Here is a 14,774-nt window from a genome sequence, read left to right on the forward strand (position 1 = left end):
CTGTGGATCTCGCCCCGCGGACAAAGGTGCCCTTCCCGGCTGGCAGACCGCGCACAGCGCGCTGACACCGGCTGATAAGCGCTGGTAGGCGTGAGGTGAGGAGGTTGTGAAGGTGTTGTGGAGACCGCCGTCACGCCGCCCATGATCGGCATACTCGACGTCATGGTGATCGAAGAACGGGTGCGCGTGAGCCCGCGGGGGAAGCTGGTCAGCGGGCTGCTGATCGGCGCGCTGGTGCCGTTCGCGGTGCTGACGATGCTGCGGCTGGTGGGGTTCGACGGCAACACGTACACGATCGCGGCGCTCGCGCTGACGCCGTACGCGGGGATCGCGACGCTGGTGCTCGCCGTCCTCGCGCTGGGAACGCGGCGCTGGTGGACAGGAGCGATCGCGCTGGTGCTGACCTTCACGATCGCCGCGCTGGTGCTGCCCCGCGCGTTCGCGAACGAGCAGAAGGCGCTCGGCGGGAAGCACGTCCGCGTGCTGGCGTCGAACCTGCTCGGCGGGCAGGCGGAGCTGGCCACGATCGTCGGCTATGTGAAGGAACACCAGGTCGACATCCTGAGTCTCACCGAGATGACGCCCGAGGCGGTTTCCGGGCTGGAGCGGGCCGGGCTGTTCCAGCTGCTGCCGTTCCGCGTGCTGAACCCGGCGGCGTGGGCGTCCGGCTCCGGGCTGGTGTCGAAGTACCCGCTCACGCCGTTGAAGCTGAGCGGCGATTCGAACCGCAAGCAGCCGAGTGCGAGCGTCGACCTCGGCGACGGGGTCCGCATCGAGGTCGTCGCGGTCCATCCGGCGGCGCCGATGTGGGACAGGCACGCCTGGGTCGACGAGGCCAAGGACCTGCCCTACGCCGACGCCGAGCACGACATCCGGATCCTGGCGGGCGACTTCAACGCCAGCCTCGACCATTCAGTCTTCCGTGAGCTGCTGACCAGGGGATACGTCGACGCGGCCGATCAGCTGGGGAAGGCACTGCAAGGGACCTGGACGAACGGGATGGTGCCGCCGGTGCCGATCGACCACGTGCTGGCGGACAAGCGGACGGCCATCGCGGACTTCAAGGTGCTGGAGATGCCGGGCAGTGATCACGACGCCGTCTATGCCGAGGTCGTCCTGCCCTAAGACAGCAGGGCGTCCAGCGCTTTGAGGGTGTCGAGGCCGTTGCTCGCCAGCGAGACGCCCCGTCCGTGCCGGATCTGCGGCTCGCGCGGGTTGACGCGGACGAGTGAACCGGTCGCGGCGCTGGCCAGTTCCGAATACCGCCGCACCGTCGGCACGGCCTGTCCGGCGCCGAGTTCCACCACCACGAGGTCGCGATGTGCGCGGCGCCAAGCCGTCAGCTCGTCGAGCTGGGCCTGGCTGCGCCGTTCCAGCCAGTCGTAGTCGCCGAACATCAGGATGTTGGGCCGCGCGAGACCGCCGCAGCGCGGGCACGACGGCAACGGTTCCAGCGCGCGCATCGTGTCCTCGTCGAGAGGGACTTCTACGTCGTCCGCGGCCCAGATCTCGCCGGTACAGCGGGCAAGGCACTGAAGGTGGTGAATGGACCCGTGCGCTTCGGCGACGTGCGGATAGCCCGCCTTCTGGAACTGTCCGTCCACATTGGACGTGAAGGCGCGTGTGCCGCCGGGTTTCCGCGCTCCCCAGGACAGCAGGATCCGGAAGCCCTCATGCGGGACGGTGTCCCGGTACAGCGCGAGCCGGTGCCCGTAGAAACCCCAGGCCAGCTCGGGGTCTTCGGCGAAATGCCGCGGGTCGGCGAGTTCGACGAAGCTGATGCCCAGCCGCTCGTACGGCGGATACGCCGTCCAGAAACCCTCGTCGCCCCGGAAATCGGGCAGACCGGAGTCGACGCCCATCCCGGCACCGGCGCAGACGAGCAGCGCGCCGGCGCCGTCGATCAGTTCCGCGGCTCGTTCGAGCTCACTCACCCGGCTTCGAAGCCTGGACGACCTCGAATTCCAGCAGGTTCGCCCCGCTGGAGACCGGCTTCGCGCGCTCGCCCGCGTGCGCCTCGCGCGCCGGGCCGGACGCCCAAGCCTGGTAGGCCTCTTCGGACTCCCACTTCGTGTAGACGAAGTAGCGCGTCTCGCCGGAAACCGGGCGGAGCAGCTCGAAGCCGAGGAAGCCGGGCTGGTTGTCGACGGCGTGCAACCGCGCGGCGAACCTCTTCTCCAGCTCGGGGCCTGCGCCTTCGGGGACCTCGATCGCGTTGATCTTCACGACTGCCATACCGCCACCCTACGGTGAAACTCTTTTGCGCCGCGATGGCCGACACGAAGATCCTCGTTTCCGGCGCGAGTGTCGCCGGTCCCGCGCCGGCATCTGGCTGGCGACCTGCACGGAACGCCCCGCTCCGCGTTGACCGCAACTAGAGGACTACTTGCGGAGGCGTGGGTTGCGCGCAAGTAAGGAGGCCTTCACGACCGTCCCTAGCCCCGCAGGGTGCCTGGGAGCAGTTCGGCGTCCGGAGGGATCACCGTGCCGTGGAACCAGGCGTCGAAGAACGGCCGCAGGTCCTGCTCGGAAAGCTTGATCGTGAACGCCTCGAAATCCGCCCAGGACGCGTTGGCGTTCCGATAGGCCGCCGGCCACTCCTTCAGCAGCCGCGCGAACGCCCCTTCGCCGATCTTCCGCCGCAGCGCGTGGATGGCCAGGATCCCCTTGTCGTAGACGCCGTGGAATTCCTGCCCGGCCCCCATCCCGACCAGTTTCGGCGTCCAGAAATCCGTGCTGCCCCGCATGATCTCGAGGGCGGCGTGGTAACGGTCGTCGAGGTTCTGGCCGTCCCGCGATTCCTGCCACAGCCATTGCGCGTACGAGGCGAGACATTCGTTGAGGCAGATGTCGGACCACGAATTCAGCGTCACCGAATCGCCGAACCACTGGTGTGCGGTTTCGTGCACCACGGTGATCAGGTCGGCCCATTTCGCGTAGGTGGGCCTGGTCTGGGTCTCCAGCGAGAAGTGGATGTCCTCGTCGAGGTAGATCCCGCCCGCCGCGTCCACCGGGTACGGCCCGAACTTCGAGGTCAGGAAGCCGATGATCTCCGGCAACCGCCTGCCGGTGTCGCGCCGGTCCTCCGCGCCCGGCGCGTACGCGTTGACCAGCGGCGTCCCGTCCGGGAGGGCCATCCGGTCGACGGTGAACTTGTCGATCGCCACCGTGGTCAGATAGGCCGCCACCGGCGTGCGCTCCTGCCAGGACGTCGTGGACCAGCCGTTCGCCGAGGTCTTCTGGATCTCGCGGCCGTTCGAGATGACGGTCCAGCCGTCCGGCACCCGGGCGGTGAGGTTGAACATCGCCTTGTCACGCGGGGTTTCGTTGACGGGATACCAGAACGACGCCGAATGCGGCTCGCCGACGATGAACGCGCCGCCGTCCTTCGACTTCTGCCAGCCGTTCTCGCTGCCGCCCGCTTTCGGGGTCGCCGACGGGTCGCCGCCGTAGACGACCTTCGTGCGGAAAGTGGTCCCGTTCCGGATCGGTTCGGCGGGGGTCACCACCAGCTCGAATTCGCCCTCACGAGCGAACTTCGCCGGTTTTCCCTCCACTTCAACGGATTGGACCGTCAAGCCGCGTAAGTCCAGGTTGTACCGATTGAGGTCCTGAGTCGCTTTCGCGCTCACCGTGGTGTCGCCGTCGAGCCGCCCCTTCGCGGGGTCGTAAGTGATCCCGACCTGGTATTCGATCGCGTCGTAACCGCCGTTGCCGTCCATCGGGTAATACGGGTCGCCCGCGCCCGAAGCACCCGGCGCCGGGTTCATCGGCGGCGGAGGGGGAGCGGCCGGTGGATCATCGACGCTGCAACCGATAATCAGGGCGCCGACGACCCCCAGAATCAGGCCGGCGGCGGGGACTCGGCTGCGCATGGAGGGGAGCTTAGTGGTGATTCACCGCGACGGGTTGATCACTTTCGGCGGCGAAGGACCGCCGATCGTCCTCCTGCACGGGTTGATGGGCAGGGCGACGACGTGGTGGCGGGTCGCTGGAAGACTCGAACGGTACGGGCGTGTCCACGGTCTCGACGCGCGCGGCCACGGACGCGGTCCGCGTGGCGGGCCATGGCGCACCGAGCGGTTCGCCGACGACGTCGCCGCGGTGCTGCGGACCTTCGGCGAACCCGCGGTCCTTATCGGACATTCGATGGGCGGCCTGCACGCCTGGGTCACCGCGGCCACGCATCCCGACCTCGTCCGCGCGGTGGTCTGCGAGGACTTCGCGCCCGACCAGCGCGGGCGGTCCGTGGACGACTGGCGAGGCTATTTCGAATCCTGGCCGGTCCCGTTCCGGTCACTGGCCCACGTGCGCGAGTTCTTCGGCGAAACCGGCGACTATTTCATCGAATGCGTCGAAGAACGGGAAGACGGCTATCACCTGATCGCCTCGCTCCCCGATCTGTACGAGATCGCGGCCGAATGGGGGCGCCGGGATTTCTGGGAATACGTCGAACGCGTCAAATGCCCGCTGCTGGCCATCGAGGGCGAGCGGACGGCGATGCCGCACGGGCAGCAGGCCGAACTCGCGGCCCGCGTACCCGGCGGCCTCGGCCGTCACATCGTCGTCGAGGGCGCCGGGCACGTCGTGCACGAAGAAGCCCCGGAGACCTATCTCGGTGCCGTCGAAGCTTTTCTCTCCGACGTCATCGGGTAGTTCCCTGCCGCAATTAGTCCTCTGGTTGCGGTAGTACGCGTTACGAACTAGCGCGACTAGAGGACGAGTTGCTTCTTGAGGGCACGAAGGTCGGTGCCCGGCCGCACGATGAGCGGCCAGACGTCCGACCCGAGGAACCCGGTCTCGTCGGTCGCCATGGTCGCGCCGCAGGCGTCGCGCTCCAGTCCGTTCCGAGCCGCCACCGCGGCGACTGCGTCCTTTGTGGACTGTCCGAAGAGGCCGTCAGTCGGGACGGCGAACCCGCGTGCCCGCAGGAGTTCCTGGGCCGTCCGCACTCGCGGTCCGGTGTCGCCGGGCTTGAGCAGCGGCCACTCCGGCAGATCGACCTTCGGTGACGCCGAGCCGAGCAGTCTCCCGACCTCGGTGCGCAGTTCCGGAAGCCGGTCGTACAGCACGGTCCCCGGGCACTCGGTCGAGTTGAAGTCCCGGTGCCCCTTGATGAACTCCGGCGAGATCCCGTACTGCGAAGCGATGTACGCGACCATCTTCACCAGCGAGTCCCAGAGCGCCGGCGTGACGTTTTCCTTGCTGTAGAGGCCCTCGTTCTCGATCCCGATGCAGGTGCTGTTGTTGTTGCCCACGTTCGCGCCGAGCACGTGCCGCGTTCCGCCGCGCAGCACTTCCAGGCTGCGATGCCGCCCTTCGGTGATGTGCCCACCACGGCTGTTCGTGAACTGCTGGCCGCTGTCCACCCAGCCGCGCGTGTCCATATGGAAGTTCTGGATCGCCCGCGACCCCCAGAACGCGCGCTCGAGCGAGTAGTCGGTGGTGTTGCCGGGATCGACCGTGTGGTGCACGACGATGTACGTCGGTTTGTGGTTCTGCACCTCGATCGCCCCGTTCGGCGGCCGGGCACCCCAGGCCGCCGTGCCGTGGATCGTCGGTTCTCGTACTGCCCCAGGCGCCGCGGCTGCGGCGGAAATCGGCGCTGTCCCCAGTAGCCCGACGGCACTTACCGTCAGGCCGCCCTTGAGCGCGGTACGTCGGTCGAAGTCGGCCACGGGCGTAACTCCCATCATGCGCGTTGGCCGGAAAACTAACCCGCCATCGCGCCGATGACAACCATTGACCAACTTTTGTCGTAGTGCGTTAGTGTTCGCCAGGGAGTGTGAACAGACCGTCCCCGGTCTGTTCGAGCAGGCCGTCGACCAGCAGGGAGTCGAGGCAGCGGTCACGCTGCCCGGATTCGTCCCAGACGAGGTCCAGCCGCGCCTTCTCGACCGGTCCTTCGGTGCCGCGCAGGACGTCGAGCAGCAGCCCGCGCACTTGGCGATCGGTACCGGCGAACTTCTGGACCTGCTTCGCGGGCCCGGCGTAGGCGGGTTTGCCCGCGTGCTGCCAGGCGCAGTCGTCGTAGATCGGGCAATCCGCGCAGCGCGGCGACCGGGCGGTGCAGACGAGCGCGCCGAGTTCCATCAGTGCCGCCGAGAGCTTCGCGGCGGGCGCGTCCTCTCGCGGCAGCAGCGCCTCGACGTCGGCCATGTCGCGGGTGTTCGACGGCGGCCCGGCGTCACCCGCGCCGTGCACCGCCCTGGCCACCACGCGCCGGACGTTGGTGTCCACCACTGGCGCCCGCTTGCCGTAAGCGAAGGCCGCGACCGCGCGTGCGGTGTACGCGCCGATGCCCGGCAACGAGAGCAGAGTGTCCACATCGGACGGAACGACGTCGCCGTGTTCGGCGGCGATGACGGCAGCCGCGGCGTGCAGCCGCAGCGCGCGCCGCGGGTAGCCGAGCTTGCCCCAGGCACGCACGACCTCGCCCTGCGAAGACGCCGCCAGCGCCGACGGCACCGGCCAGCGCGCTATCCAGTCGAGCCAGATCGGCTGGACGCGCGCGACCGGCGTCTGCTGCAACATGATCTCGCTGACGAGTACGCCCCATGCGGTGCACTCCGGCTCACGCCAGGGCAGGTCGCGCCCCACTTCGCCGAACCACTCGATCAGCACATCCGCGTCGACGCCCACCGGTCCAGCGTAGTGGCGGAGCTGAAGGGGACTTTCCCCGCGTCTCACGCGGCGAAGGGCGCTTTACCCGCAGGAATTCAGGCTGGGCGCGGAGCGCCTCCGTTGAGGGTGGTGGCGGGGGCATGGATGGAGCGGGGAAAGTCCCCTTCAGCACCTACGCGACCTCAGACAGCTGCCCCGTTTTGACGTCGTAGACGAAGCCGCGCACGTTGTCGGTGTGCGGCAGGAAGTCGCTGCGCCGCACTCGCTGCACCGAGCGCCGCACGCTGTCCTCGACCTCGCGGAACGCCTCGACCGACCAGGTCGGGCGCAGTCCACTGGCTGCTTCGAGTTCGTCCTTGAAGTCGTCTTCGGTGACCATGGACAGGCCGCAGTCGGTGTGCTGGACGATCAGCACCTCGCGCGTGCCCAGTTTTCGCTGGCTCAGCGCGAGCGAACGGATCATGTCGTCGGTGACGACGCCGCCGGCGTTGCGCAGGACGTGAGACTCGCCTTGCAGCAGGCCGAAGATCTCGAACACCCGGATACGGGCGTCCATGCAGGTCAGAATCGTTACGTGGAGCGATGGCCTCGGGGAGGAGCGGTCACCAGGAGTGACATCGCCCAGCTCCTGATTTCGCTTGAGCAGTACGTCGATGGAGGTCACGTACTCATTGGAACCGACACGCCGGGTGGAGGCAACGCGTGCGGGCGTAGATCACGGCCCGAACCAGCGTTCTTCGGCCGTTCGTGGTGGCGCCGACGTGCGGCCGACCCGCAATTCCGTCTGCAGGGTGATCACCTTCGGCCCGACCCGGTCGGCCGAGCTGAGCAGCAGCTTGCCCGCCGCCTTGCCCTTCTCGAGCACCGGCTGGTGGACCGTGGTGAGTCCGGAGCGTTCGGCTTCGGTGATGCCGTCGAAACCGGTGACCGTCAGATCCTGCGGCACCCGCAGCCCCCGGCGTTCCGCTTCGGCCAGCGCACCGAGCGCGAGGATGTCCGAAGTGCAGATCACGGCGGTGACCTGCGGATACGCGTCGAGCAGCTGACGTGCGGCCGACGCGCCGTCGTCCACGGTGTGATCGAAGCGTTCGACCACCGGCACCGTCGCCCAGTCGACGCCCGCCGCCGAGAACGCGGTGGCCAGCGCCTCGAGCCGGATCCGCTGGACGTGGAAGTGCGCGGCGCTCTGCCGCTGGATGGAGACGAAGTCGTCGTTGCGCTCGCGGGCCAGCCGCATGCACAGCACGCCGATCTGCCGGTGACCCAGCGAGATGAGGTGTTCGGCCATCGCGGTGACCGCGGCCGCGTCGTCCGGGCCGACCCGGTCGACGCCGTCCACGCGCGGCTGGTCGACGATCACCGTCGGCACCGGGCGCTCCAGTACGGCGCCCAGATGCGGGTCGTCGTCGGGCACCGAATAGACGACGAAACCGTCGACACCGGCGCGGTGCACGGCCGCGACGTCCTCGTTGCCAGGGCTCGCCGGGACCAGGTGCAGGCCGACGCCCGCGTCTTCGCAGGCCAGTGCGAGCCCTTCGAGCACGCCGATGGCGGCGGGGTCGCGGAAGGCGTAGGAGAGGTTCTCGGTGAGTAAAAGACCGACAGCTCCGGCCTTGCGCGTCCGCAGTGAACGGGCCACCGGGTCCGGGCCCGGGTAGCCGAGGCGGCGCGCGGTCTCGAGGACGCGTCGGCGCAACTCAGGGGACAGCTGGTCCGGTCGGTTGTAGGCGTTGGAGACGGTGGTCCTCGACACACCGAGCTCTGCGGCCAACGACGCCAGTGTCGCCTGCCTCCTGGTGCGGATAGGACGGCCCATCCGCAAACCGTAACGGTTCAGAACGTTTTGCAGAAGCATCACCCGACGTGTGGCAGGTCTCGATTCAGAGTGACCCTGGGTACAGCTCTCGCCTGGATGGCGGGCGTCGTCAGCCGGATGGGGTACAGTTGAATCTGACAACGGTTTCCATTACCCGGCATCTGGGACACCTGGCCTGGGCATCCGCAGGAGTGCAGTAAATGAATTCCCGCCGTACTAAGAGTGTTTTCGCGGCCGTGTCGGCCTTTGCCGTCCTCGCGCTCGGCGCGACGGCTTGCGCGTCCAGTGACAAGGCGTCGACAGGCTCCGGTTCGCAGAACGCGGCCGCCGCGAACCCGGGCGGCGGCGAGAAGATCAAGGTCGTCGCCTCGACCGACGTCTGGGGCAGTGTCGTGACCGCCGTCGGCGGCGACAAGGTCGAGGTCACCTCGATCATCCACGACCCCTCGGGCGACCCGCACTCCTACGAGACCACCGCGAGCGACGCCATCGCCGCGAAGAACGCGAAGCTGACGCTGTCCAACGGCGGCGGCTACGACGAGTTCTTCTCGAAGCTCGCGGACCAGGCCACCGACGCGCAGAAGCTGGTCGCCGTCGACATCGCCGCGACCGGCAACGAGAACGAGCACGTCTGGTACAGCCTGCCCGGCGTCGAGAAGATCGCCGACCAGGTCGCCGCGAAGCTCGGCGAGATCCAGCCCGCGTCGAAGGACACCTTCACCGCCAACGCGACCGCGTTCAAGGGCAAGACCCAGGAACTGCTGAAGAAGGTCACCGGGCTGGGCGCCTCGGGCGGCAAGGTCGTCGCGACCGAGCCCGTCGCGCACTACCTGCTCGACAGCGCGAAGGTCACTGACGCGACCCCGCCCGCCTTCGCCGAGGCCGTGGAAGCGGAGCAGGACGTGCCCGCCGCCGCGCTCAACCAGGTCAAGCAGCTGATCTCCGGCAAGCAGGTCAAGGCACTGATCAACAACGCGCAGACCACCACCCCGGTCACCCAGCAGGTCGTCGGCGACGCCAAGAGCGCCGGGATCGCGGTCGTCGACGTCACCGAAACACTTCCCCAGGGTGTGACCGACTACATTGCATGGATGACCAAGTCGGTGGAAGCGCTGGCGGGAGCACTGAAGTAGTGACCTCCGTACCTGCCGAGGCGCGTCCCGCGGTCCGTGTCCGCGGGGCGAGCCTCGCGTTCGGCACCAGGACCCTCTGGTCCGGGCTCGACCTCGACGTCGAGCCCGGCGAGTTCCTCGCGATCCTCGGGCCGAACGGCTCCGGGAAGAGCAGCCTGCTCAAGGTGCTGCTCGGTCAGCAGGGGCTGCCCGAGGGCACGGTCGAGATCGCGGGGCGGCGTCCCGGTGGGCAGAACCGGCGGATCGGCTACATCCCGCAGCAGCGCGCCCTCGACGAGGGGCTGACGATGCGCGGGGTGGACCTGGTCGGCCTCGGCCTGGACGGGCACCGGTGGGGGACGGGGCTCTTCGGGATTTCGAAACGACGCCAGCTGGTGTCGCGGGCGATCGAGTCCGTCGGCGCCCAGGCGTACGCGAAACGGCCGGTGGGGCGGCTTTCCGGCGGTGAGCAGCAGCGGCTCCGCGTCGCGCAGTCGCTCGTCGGCGACCCCGAAGTCCTGCTGTGCGACGAGCCGCTGCTTTCGCTCGACCTCGCGCATCAGCGTGCCGTGTCCGAGCTGATCGACGAGCGGCGGCGTTCGGCGGACACCGCCGTCCTGTTCGTCACCCACGAGATCAACCCGATCCTGTCCTATGTGGACAGGGTGCTGTATCTGGTGAACGGCCAGTTCCGGGTCGGGAAGCCGGACGAGGTGATGAACTCGGAGACGTTGTCCGAGCTGTACGGCACGCGGATCGAGGTGCTCAAGGTCGGCGGGCAGATCCACGTCGCCGGGGCGCAGAGCGCGCTGTGCGAGGACGAACCCCACCATTTCGACGAACAGGTTTCGTAGCGCCGTGGACAAGATGTTCGACTTCGCCCTCACTGGCGAGCTTCTCGGTCTCGACTTCGTGCAGACGGCGCTGCTCGCGGCGGCCGTCCTCGGGCTGGTGGCGGGTGTGCTCGGCCCGCTGGTCGTCATGCGGCGGATGTCGTTCGCCGTGCACGGCACCGCCGAACTGGCCTTCACCGGCGCGGCGGGCGCGCTGCTGCTCGGCGTCGGCGTCGAACTCGGCGGCCTCGCGGGCGCGGTCATCGCCGCCCTGCTGATCGGGATCCTCGGCGGCCGCGAGTCCGAACGCGACTCGGTGATCGGCGTGATCCTCGCCTTCGGGCTCGGCATGGGCGTCCTGCTGCTCTCGTTCTACGAAGGCCGCAGCGCCAACAAGTTCGGCATCCTCGTCGGGCAGATCATCACCATCGACTCGACCAACTTGAACCTGCTCGTCGGCGCGTCGGTCGTCGTGCTGGTGGTGCTCGCGGTGATCTACCGGCCGTTGCTGTTCGCCACGGTCGATCCCGCGGTCGCGACGGCGCGCGGTGTGCCGGTGCGGCTGCTGTCGCTGATCTTCGCGGTGCTGGTCGGGATTTCGAGCGCGCTCGGCGTGCAGATCGTCGGCGCGCTGCTCGTGGTCTCCCTGATGGTGACCCCGGCCGCCGCGGCCGCGCGGGTCACGGCGAGCCCGTGGAAGGCGACCGTGCTGTCGATCGTGTTCGCGGAGATCGCGGCGCTCGGCGGGATCATCCTTTCGCTCGCGCCGGGGAAGCCGGTGAGCGCGTTCGTCACGACGATCTCGTTCGTGATCTACCTGGTCTGCCGCCTCATCGCTTGGCTGCGCGGCCGCTCCTCGCGCGTCCGCGTCGAACCGACGGCGACGCCGCAGCCCGCCTTGAGCTAGTGTCCTGAGTCCGAAGTTCGTGTCGTAAGTGCGCGGGCTAGCACGGTGACCCCGTTCGCCGAACTCGCGTGCTCGGAGACGTGGCTCGCGTGCTTGAAGGCGGATCTCGCGTGTGCGGTCTCCAAGCACGCGAGATACGGCTCTGAGCACGCGAGTGCCGGGTTTGATCCAGATTCCCGCTGGACGCACGAACCTCCGGCGCGGGGCACTAGTGTGGCGATTCGTTAGTTCGCGGCTTGAGTTCGTGCTCAGATTCCGGTGTTGTGTCACGCTGTTCGGTGTACTGCGTGCCCAGCCGCCCAGCACGTGTCGCGAAAGCCACTTTCGCGACATCTGACGTCCCGAAAGTGGCTTTCGCGACGCATCAGGTCTGGCGTTGTTGGCGAATTCGGGTCCTGACGGGACTGCGAGCGGCGGCGGCCGTTCGGGCGAGCGGATCGTGAGTGGTAAATAATCCCGCCAACCTCAGGAGCAACGATTCAGCAGGTGGGGTTCATTCAGCGATGGGTGACCGGGTTCCAGCATCAATTTGCGGTGCGAATTTCAGGCGCGACACTAGCGGATCGGGTCCGAGGTTCGTGTCGTAAGTACGCGGGCAACCACGGTGACCCCGTTCGCCGCACTCACGTGCTCAGAGCCGTAACTCGCGTGTGCGGTCTCCAAACACGCGAGATCCGCCTCTGAGCACGTGAGTGCGGGGTTTGATCCAGGTTCGGTTCCCGCTGGACGCCGCAGCCCGCCTTGAGCTAGCGGATCGGGTGTTCGGCGAGCGCCTTCTTGACCGCTGCGAGGAAACCAGGGTCGATGAACGCCAGCTGACCCCCGGCCACGCTGCGCTCCACGGCTTCGAGGACCACGACGTTCGCGTTCACGAAAGCGTCGACCGCCTCGGCCTGTGACGTCTTCTGGGTGAAGTGCGCCAGCATCGTCAGGTTCGTGAACGCGCCCGACAGATACCGCGAAGACGCCTTCGTGAACGAGTCGCCGTAGATCAGGACCTTCTCGTCGACGGTCCCGACCAGCGGACTCGCGGTGCGGTACACCGGCCGGTCGATGTCGCCGTTGGTCTCGCCCGCGCGCTCGACCAGGCCGTCCGGGCGGAGGCTGTAGAGCGTGTTCGTCTTCGTGCCCTGTTTGCTGATCAGCGGCGGCAGGTCGGCGGTCGCGTCGTACTGGCCCATGGGCACGCTCATCCAGGTTTGCGTGACGCCCGGTTTGATCGCGTTCGCGATGGCGCGCGTCATCACCAGTGCGCCTTCGTCGGCCCAGTGGGTGTCGTTCGGCGGGTAGATCGGCCGCTGCACCCGGCCTTCGGACGCGCGCAGCTCGGGCCGCAGGTCGATCGCGCGGGCGTCCTTGAGCATCCGGTGCCAGGTGGTCGCCTCGGCCGAACGCGAGCAGTCCTTGCCGGGATAGGTGTCGGGCAGGAACTGCGGGACCATCGTCGACTTGTCCGGCGCGACGACGAATTCGAACCGCCTCCCGGACTGCTCGACAGCGCGCCGCAGCTCGTTGATCTTGGAGATGGTCTCGGGCAGCGGCCGGGACGGATCGCATTTCGCGTCGGCGTCGTAGCCGTAGTACAGCCAGCCGTCGCGGCCCTGGACGACGCGGCGATAACCGGACGCGGCGTTCGGCGTCGGCCCCTGGGTGGGCGCGGTCTTGGACTGCGTCGGCGCCGGCGGGGCGGGGATCGGGCCCGCCTGCTGCTGCGGTGGCGGCTGGTCGAGCGGGGCACCCTCGCCGAAGACGCCGCGGCTGATCGCGTCGGCGGCGGCGATCGCGCCCGGCCGGAACGACAGCTGGTCGATGGCCCAGGTCGGCAGGTCGGTGAAGAAACCCCAGCCCTTGTCGAGACCGGGGAAGCTCGCGAGCTTGTGGTTCTCGATCTCTCCCGGCCGCACGCCGAAGACCCACAGCAGGGCCGGGGTGGTGAAGAACAGGAGCGCGCTGATCAGCGCGGTCAGCTGCCTGCCGCCGTGGCGGGGACGGTGCAGCGCGTGCTCACGCGGAAGCCACGCCTCGTGGACGGCTGGCAGTTGCTGGGATTCGGACGCCACCCCTCCACCGTAATCACCCCGTGTCTCCCGCACGTGAGAACCGCCCCCAAAGCGCGTTTAGCCCGCTAAACGCGATCTGGCCACGCTCGGCCCCAGCCCTGCCCCGGATCGCGATTAGCCCGCTAAACGCAAGTGCGCCGGGCCGCGACGCCCCGGCCCAGGAGCGCGTTTAGCGGGCTAAACGCGATCCGGGGTCAGTGGAGCATGAGCAGGACTTGCAGCTCACCGACCAGGAATCCGATGGCCCCGCCGACGGCGATGAGCTTCCACTCGTCCTGCCGGAACGCCGGCCGCAGCAGCCCCTCGAACTCCAGCGGCGTCAGCCCGAGCATCCGCCGCTCGACGATCTTCGCGACGTCCATCGCCTCGGTCAGGTAGCCCTCGGCATGGCGGATCGTCGGCGGCAGGTGTTCCAGGGCCTTCCGCGCGGCCGCCTGTTTGATCTCGCGCAGCCGCGCCCCGCCGACGGCCATCGCGACCATCGGTTTCGCGACGCTCGCCTGCTCGTCGACGGCCTGCGCCACCAGCCGTTCGACCAGCGCGTACAGCCGGTCCGACCGCGGCCCGCGCAGGACGGCGTCGAGCAGGTTCGGCACGGTCAGGATCTCGTTCGCGATCATCTCGCCGTACTGATGCGCGACCTCGGCCCGCCGCCGCTGGAACTTGCCTTGCAGGATCACCCGGCCGACCCGCACCGGCTCGCGCGGCACGAAGATCAGCTTGATCGCCAGCCAGTCGGTGAACAGCCCGATGCACCCGCCGAAGATCGGCAGCACCCACGGTTCCTTCGTCACCGCCCAGACGAACGCCTGCACGACACCGAGCCCGAAACCGAAGTAGATCCCCGTGCGCGCGATGAACGCCATCTCCGGCCGCGACGTTTCGCGGATCAGCCGGACGAGCAGCTTCTTGTCCCTGGTCAGCCGCTGCACGGTCATATGCTGGAAGTCGAGCACCTCGTCGAGGTTCTCGGTCATCTCCGCCATGAACTCGCGCACCAGCCGCGGCGTCGACGCCTGGACCTGCTTGATCAGCAGTTCCTGTGCCATCGTCGGCATGACCTCCCAGAGCCTGGGATGGTGCTGCTCCAGCACTTCGCGGGCGACCTCGTCCACGGCCCGCAGCAGCGGCTGCTCGATTTCGCGCGTGATGATCGCCGGGTCGATCCGGCGGAAGACCTCCTTGACGTCCAACAGGTTCGACGTCAGCAGCTCGGTCGCGACGGCGGCCATCCGCCCGCCGTGCTTGGGCACCACACCCTGCCAGCCGAGGAACGGCTTGATCCCGACGAATTCCAGCGGCTTGAACATCATCTCGATGGCGACGCGTTTGGTGACGTAGCCGATCAGCGCGGCGATGAACGGGATCGCGGCGTACAGCCACCAGTGCCGGGCGAGGTCGTCGAGGACGGCGTCCATGGGA

General features: G+C 68.2%; 14 protein-coding genes. 5 read left to right on the forward strand and 9 right to left on the reverse strand.

Going from position 1 to position 14,774, the window contains the following annotated elements:
• The first annotated feature begins 117 nt into the window (after positions 1–117).
• Positions 118–1,125 (forward strand): endonuclease/exonuclease/phosphatase family protein, encoded by a 1,008-nt coding sequence (locus tag ACLARN_RS28340; protein ID WP_409494519.1) that lies wholly within the window; start codon positions 118–120, stop codon positions 1,123–1,125.
• Here the strand turns inward: ACLARN_RS28340 and ACLARN_RS28345 are convergent.
• The 3 genes from ACLARN_RS28345 to ACLARN_RS28355 form a co-directional block, all read right to left on the reverse strand.
• Positions 1,122–1,934, reverse strand: coding sequence for an SIR2 family NAD-dependent protein deacylase (locus tag ACLARN_RS28345; protein ID WP_409494520.1), 813 nt, complete (start codon positions 1,932–1,934; stop codon positions 1,122–1,124). The genes ACLARN_RS28340 and ACLARN_RS28345 overlap by 4 nt on opposite strands.
• Entirely contained in the window at positions 1,927–2,235 is a 309-nt protein-coding gene (locus ACLARN_RS28350; protein WP_076155856.1) for an antibiotic biosynthesis monooxygenase family protein, read from the reverse strand. Before ACLARN_RS28350 ends, ACLARN_RS28345 begins: the two co-directional genes overlap by 8 nt.
• A 200-nt stretch (positions 2,236–2,435) precedes the next feature.
• Positions 2,436–3,875 (reverse strand): M1 family metallopeptidase, encoded by a 1,440-nt coding sequence (locus tag ACLARN_RS28355; RefSeq protein WP_409494521.1) that lies wholly within the window; start codon positions 3,873–3,875, stop codon positions 2,436–2,438.
• Between ACLARN_RS28355 and ACLARN_RS28360 the strand changes: the two genes are divergently transcribed.
• The gene (locus ACLARN_RS28360; protein WP_409494522.1) at positions 3,874–4,656 is read left to right on the forward strand and encodes an alpha/beta fold hydrolase; all 783 of its coding nucleotides are present in this window, start codon (positions 3,874–3,876) and stop codon (positions 4,654–4,656) included. The genes ACLARN_RS28355 and ACLARN_RS28360 overlap by 2 nt on opposite strands.
• A gap of 56 nt (positions 4,657–4,712) precedes the next feature.
• Here the strand turns inward: ACLARN_RS28360 and ACLARN_RS28365 are convergent, their stop codons facing one another.
• The 4 genes from ACLARN_RS28365 to ACLARN_RS28380 all read right to left on the reverse strand — a co-directional run bounded on the left by ACLARN_RS28365 (position 4,713) and on the right by ACLARN_RS28380 (position 8,440).
• Positions 4,713–5,678 (reverse strand): N-acetylmuramoyl-L-alanine amidase, encoded by a 966-nt coding sequence (locus ACLARN_RS28365; RefSeq protein ID WP_409494523.1) that lies wholly within the window; start codon positions 5,676–5,678, stop codon positions 4,713–4,715.
• Positions 5,679–5,766: 88 nt separating this feature from the next.
• A complete protein-coding gene (locus ACLARN_RS28370) occupies positions 5,767–6,642 on the reverse strand; it encodes an A/G-specific adenine glycosylase (protein WP_409494524.1) in 876 nt (291 codons plus the stop codon).
• 154 nt (positions 6,643–6,796) lie between these two features.
• Positions 6,797–7,288 carry a beta-class carbonic anhydrase gene (locus tag ACLARN_RS28375; protein WP_409494525.1) on the reverse strand — a complete coding sequence of 164 codons (492 nt, stop codon included), beginning with the start codon at positions 7,286–7,288 and terminating at the stop codon, positions 6,797–6,799.
• 51 nt (positions 7,289–7,339) lie between these two features.
• Positions 7,340–8,440 (reverse strand): LacI family DNA-binding transcriptional regulator, encoded by a 1,101-nt coding sequence (locus ACLARN_RS28380; RefSeq protein WP_409494526.1) that lies wholly within the window; start codon positions 8,438–8,440, stop codon positions 7,340–7,342.
• A gap of 200 nt (positions 8,441–8,640) precedes the next feature.
• On the opposite strand from ACLARN_RS28380, the gene ACLARN_RS28385 reads away from it, so the two are divergent.
• From ACLARN_RS28385 to ACLARN_RS28395, 3 genes are read left to right on the forward strand one after another with little or no spacing between them, the layout of a single operon-like run.
• Positions 8,641–9,573, forward strand: a complete 933-nt coding sequence (locus ACLARN_RS28385; protein ID WP_409494527.1) for a metal ABC transporter solute-binding protein, Zn/Mn family — start codon at positions 8,641–8,643, stop codon at positions 9,571–9,573.
• Positions 9,573–10,406 carry a metal ABC transporter ATP-binding protein gene (locus ACLARN_RS28390; protein WP_409494528.1) on the forward strand — a complete coding sequence of 278 codons (834 nt, stop codon included), beginning with the start codon at positions 9,573–9,575 and terminating at the stop codon, positions 10,404–10,406. Before ACLARN_RS28385 ends, ACLARN_RS28390 begins: the two co-directional genes overlap by 1 nt.
• Positions 10,407–10,410: 4 nt before the next feature.
• Positions 10,411–11,292, forward strand: coding sequence for a metal ABC transporter permease (locus ACLARN_RS28395; RefSeq protein ID WP_409494529.1), 882 nt, complete (start codon positions 10,411–10,413; stop codon positions 11,290–11,292).
• Positions 11,293–12,038: 746 nt separating this feature from the next.
• Here the strand turns inward: ACLARN_RS28395 and ACLARN_RS28400 are convergent.
• Both ACLARN_RS28400 and ACLARN_RS28405 read right to left on the reverse strand, forming a co-directional pair.
• Complete coding sequence (locus tag ACLARN_RS28400) at positions 12,039–13,352, reverse strand: alginate O-acetyltransferase AlgX-related protein (RefSeq protein ID WP_409494530.1); 1,314 nt, start codon at positions 13,350–13,352, stop codon at positions 12,039–12,041.
• Between the two features lie 194 nt (positions 13,353–13,546).
• The gene (locus ACLARN_RS28405; RefSeq protein WP_409494531.1) at positions 13,547–14,770 is read right to left on the reverse strand and encodes a DUF445 domain-containing protein; all 1,224 of its coding nucleotides are present in this window, start codon (positions 14,768–14,770) and stop codon (positions 13,547–13,549) included.
• Positions 14,771–14,774 lie beyond the last annotated feature (4 nt).

Source organism: Amycolatopsis sp. cmx-11-12, assembly GCF_046269425.1.
Lineage (GTDB): Bacteria > Actinomycetota > Actinomycetes > Mycobacteriales > Pseudonocardiaceae > Amycolatopsis.

Bases quoted from the DNA above. Each gene is read 5' to 3' on its own strand.
- ACLARN_RS28350 (WP_076155856.1), bottom strand. From the start codon at position 2,235: ATGGCAGTCGTGAAGATCAACGCGATCGAGGTCCCCGAAGGCGCAGGC.
- ACLARN_RS28360 (WP_409494522.1), top strand. From the start codon at position 3,874: ATGGAGGGGAGCTTAGTGGTGATTCACCGCGACGGGTTGATCACTTTC.
- ACLARN_RS28355 (WP_409494521.1), bottom strand. From the start codon at position 3,875: ATGCGCAGCCGAGTCCCCGCCGCCGGCCTGATTCTGGGGGTCGTCGGC.
- ACLARN_RS28380 (WP_409494526.1), bottom strand. From the start codon at position 8,440: ATGGGCCGTCCTATCCGCACCAGGAGGCAGGCGACACTGGCGTCGTTG.
- ACLARN_RS28385 (WP_409494527.1), top strand. From the start codon at position 8,641: ATGAATTCCCGCCGTACTAAGAGTGTTTTCGCGGCCGTGTCGGCCTTT.
- ACLARN_RS28405 (WP_409494531.1), bottom strand. From the start codon at position 14,770: ATGGACGCCGTCCTCGACGACCTCGCCCGGCACTGGTGGCTGTACGCC.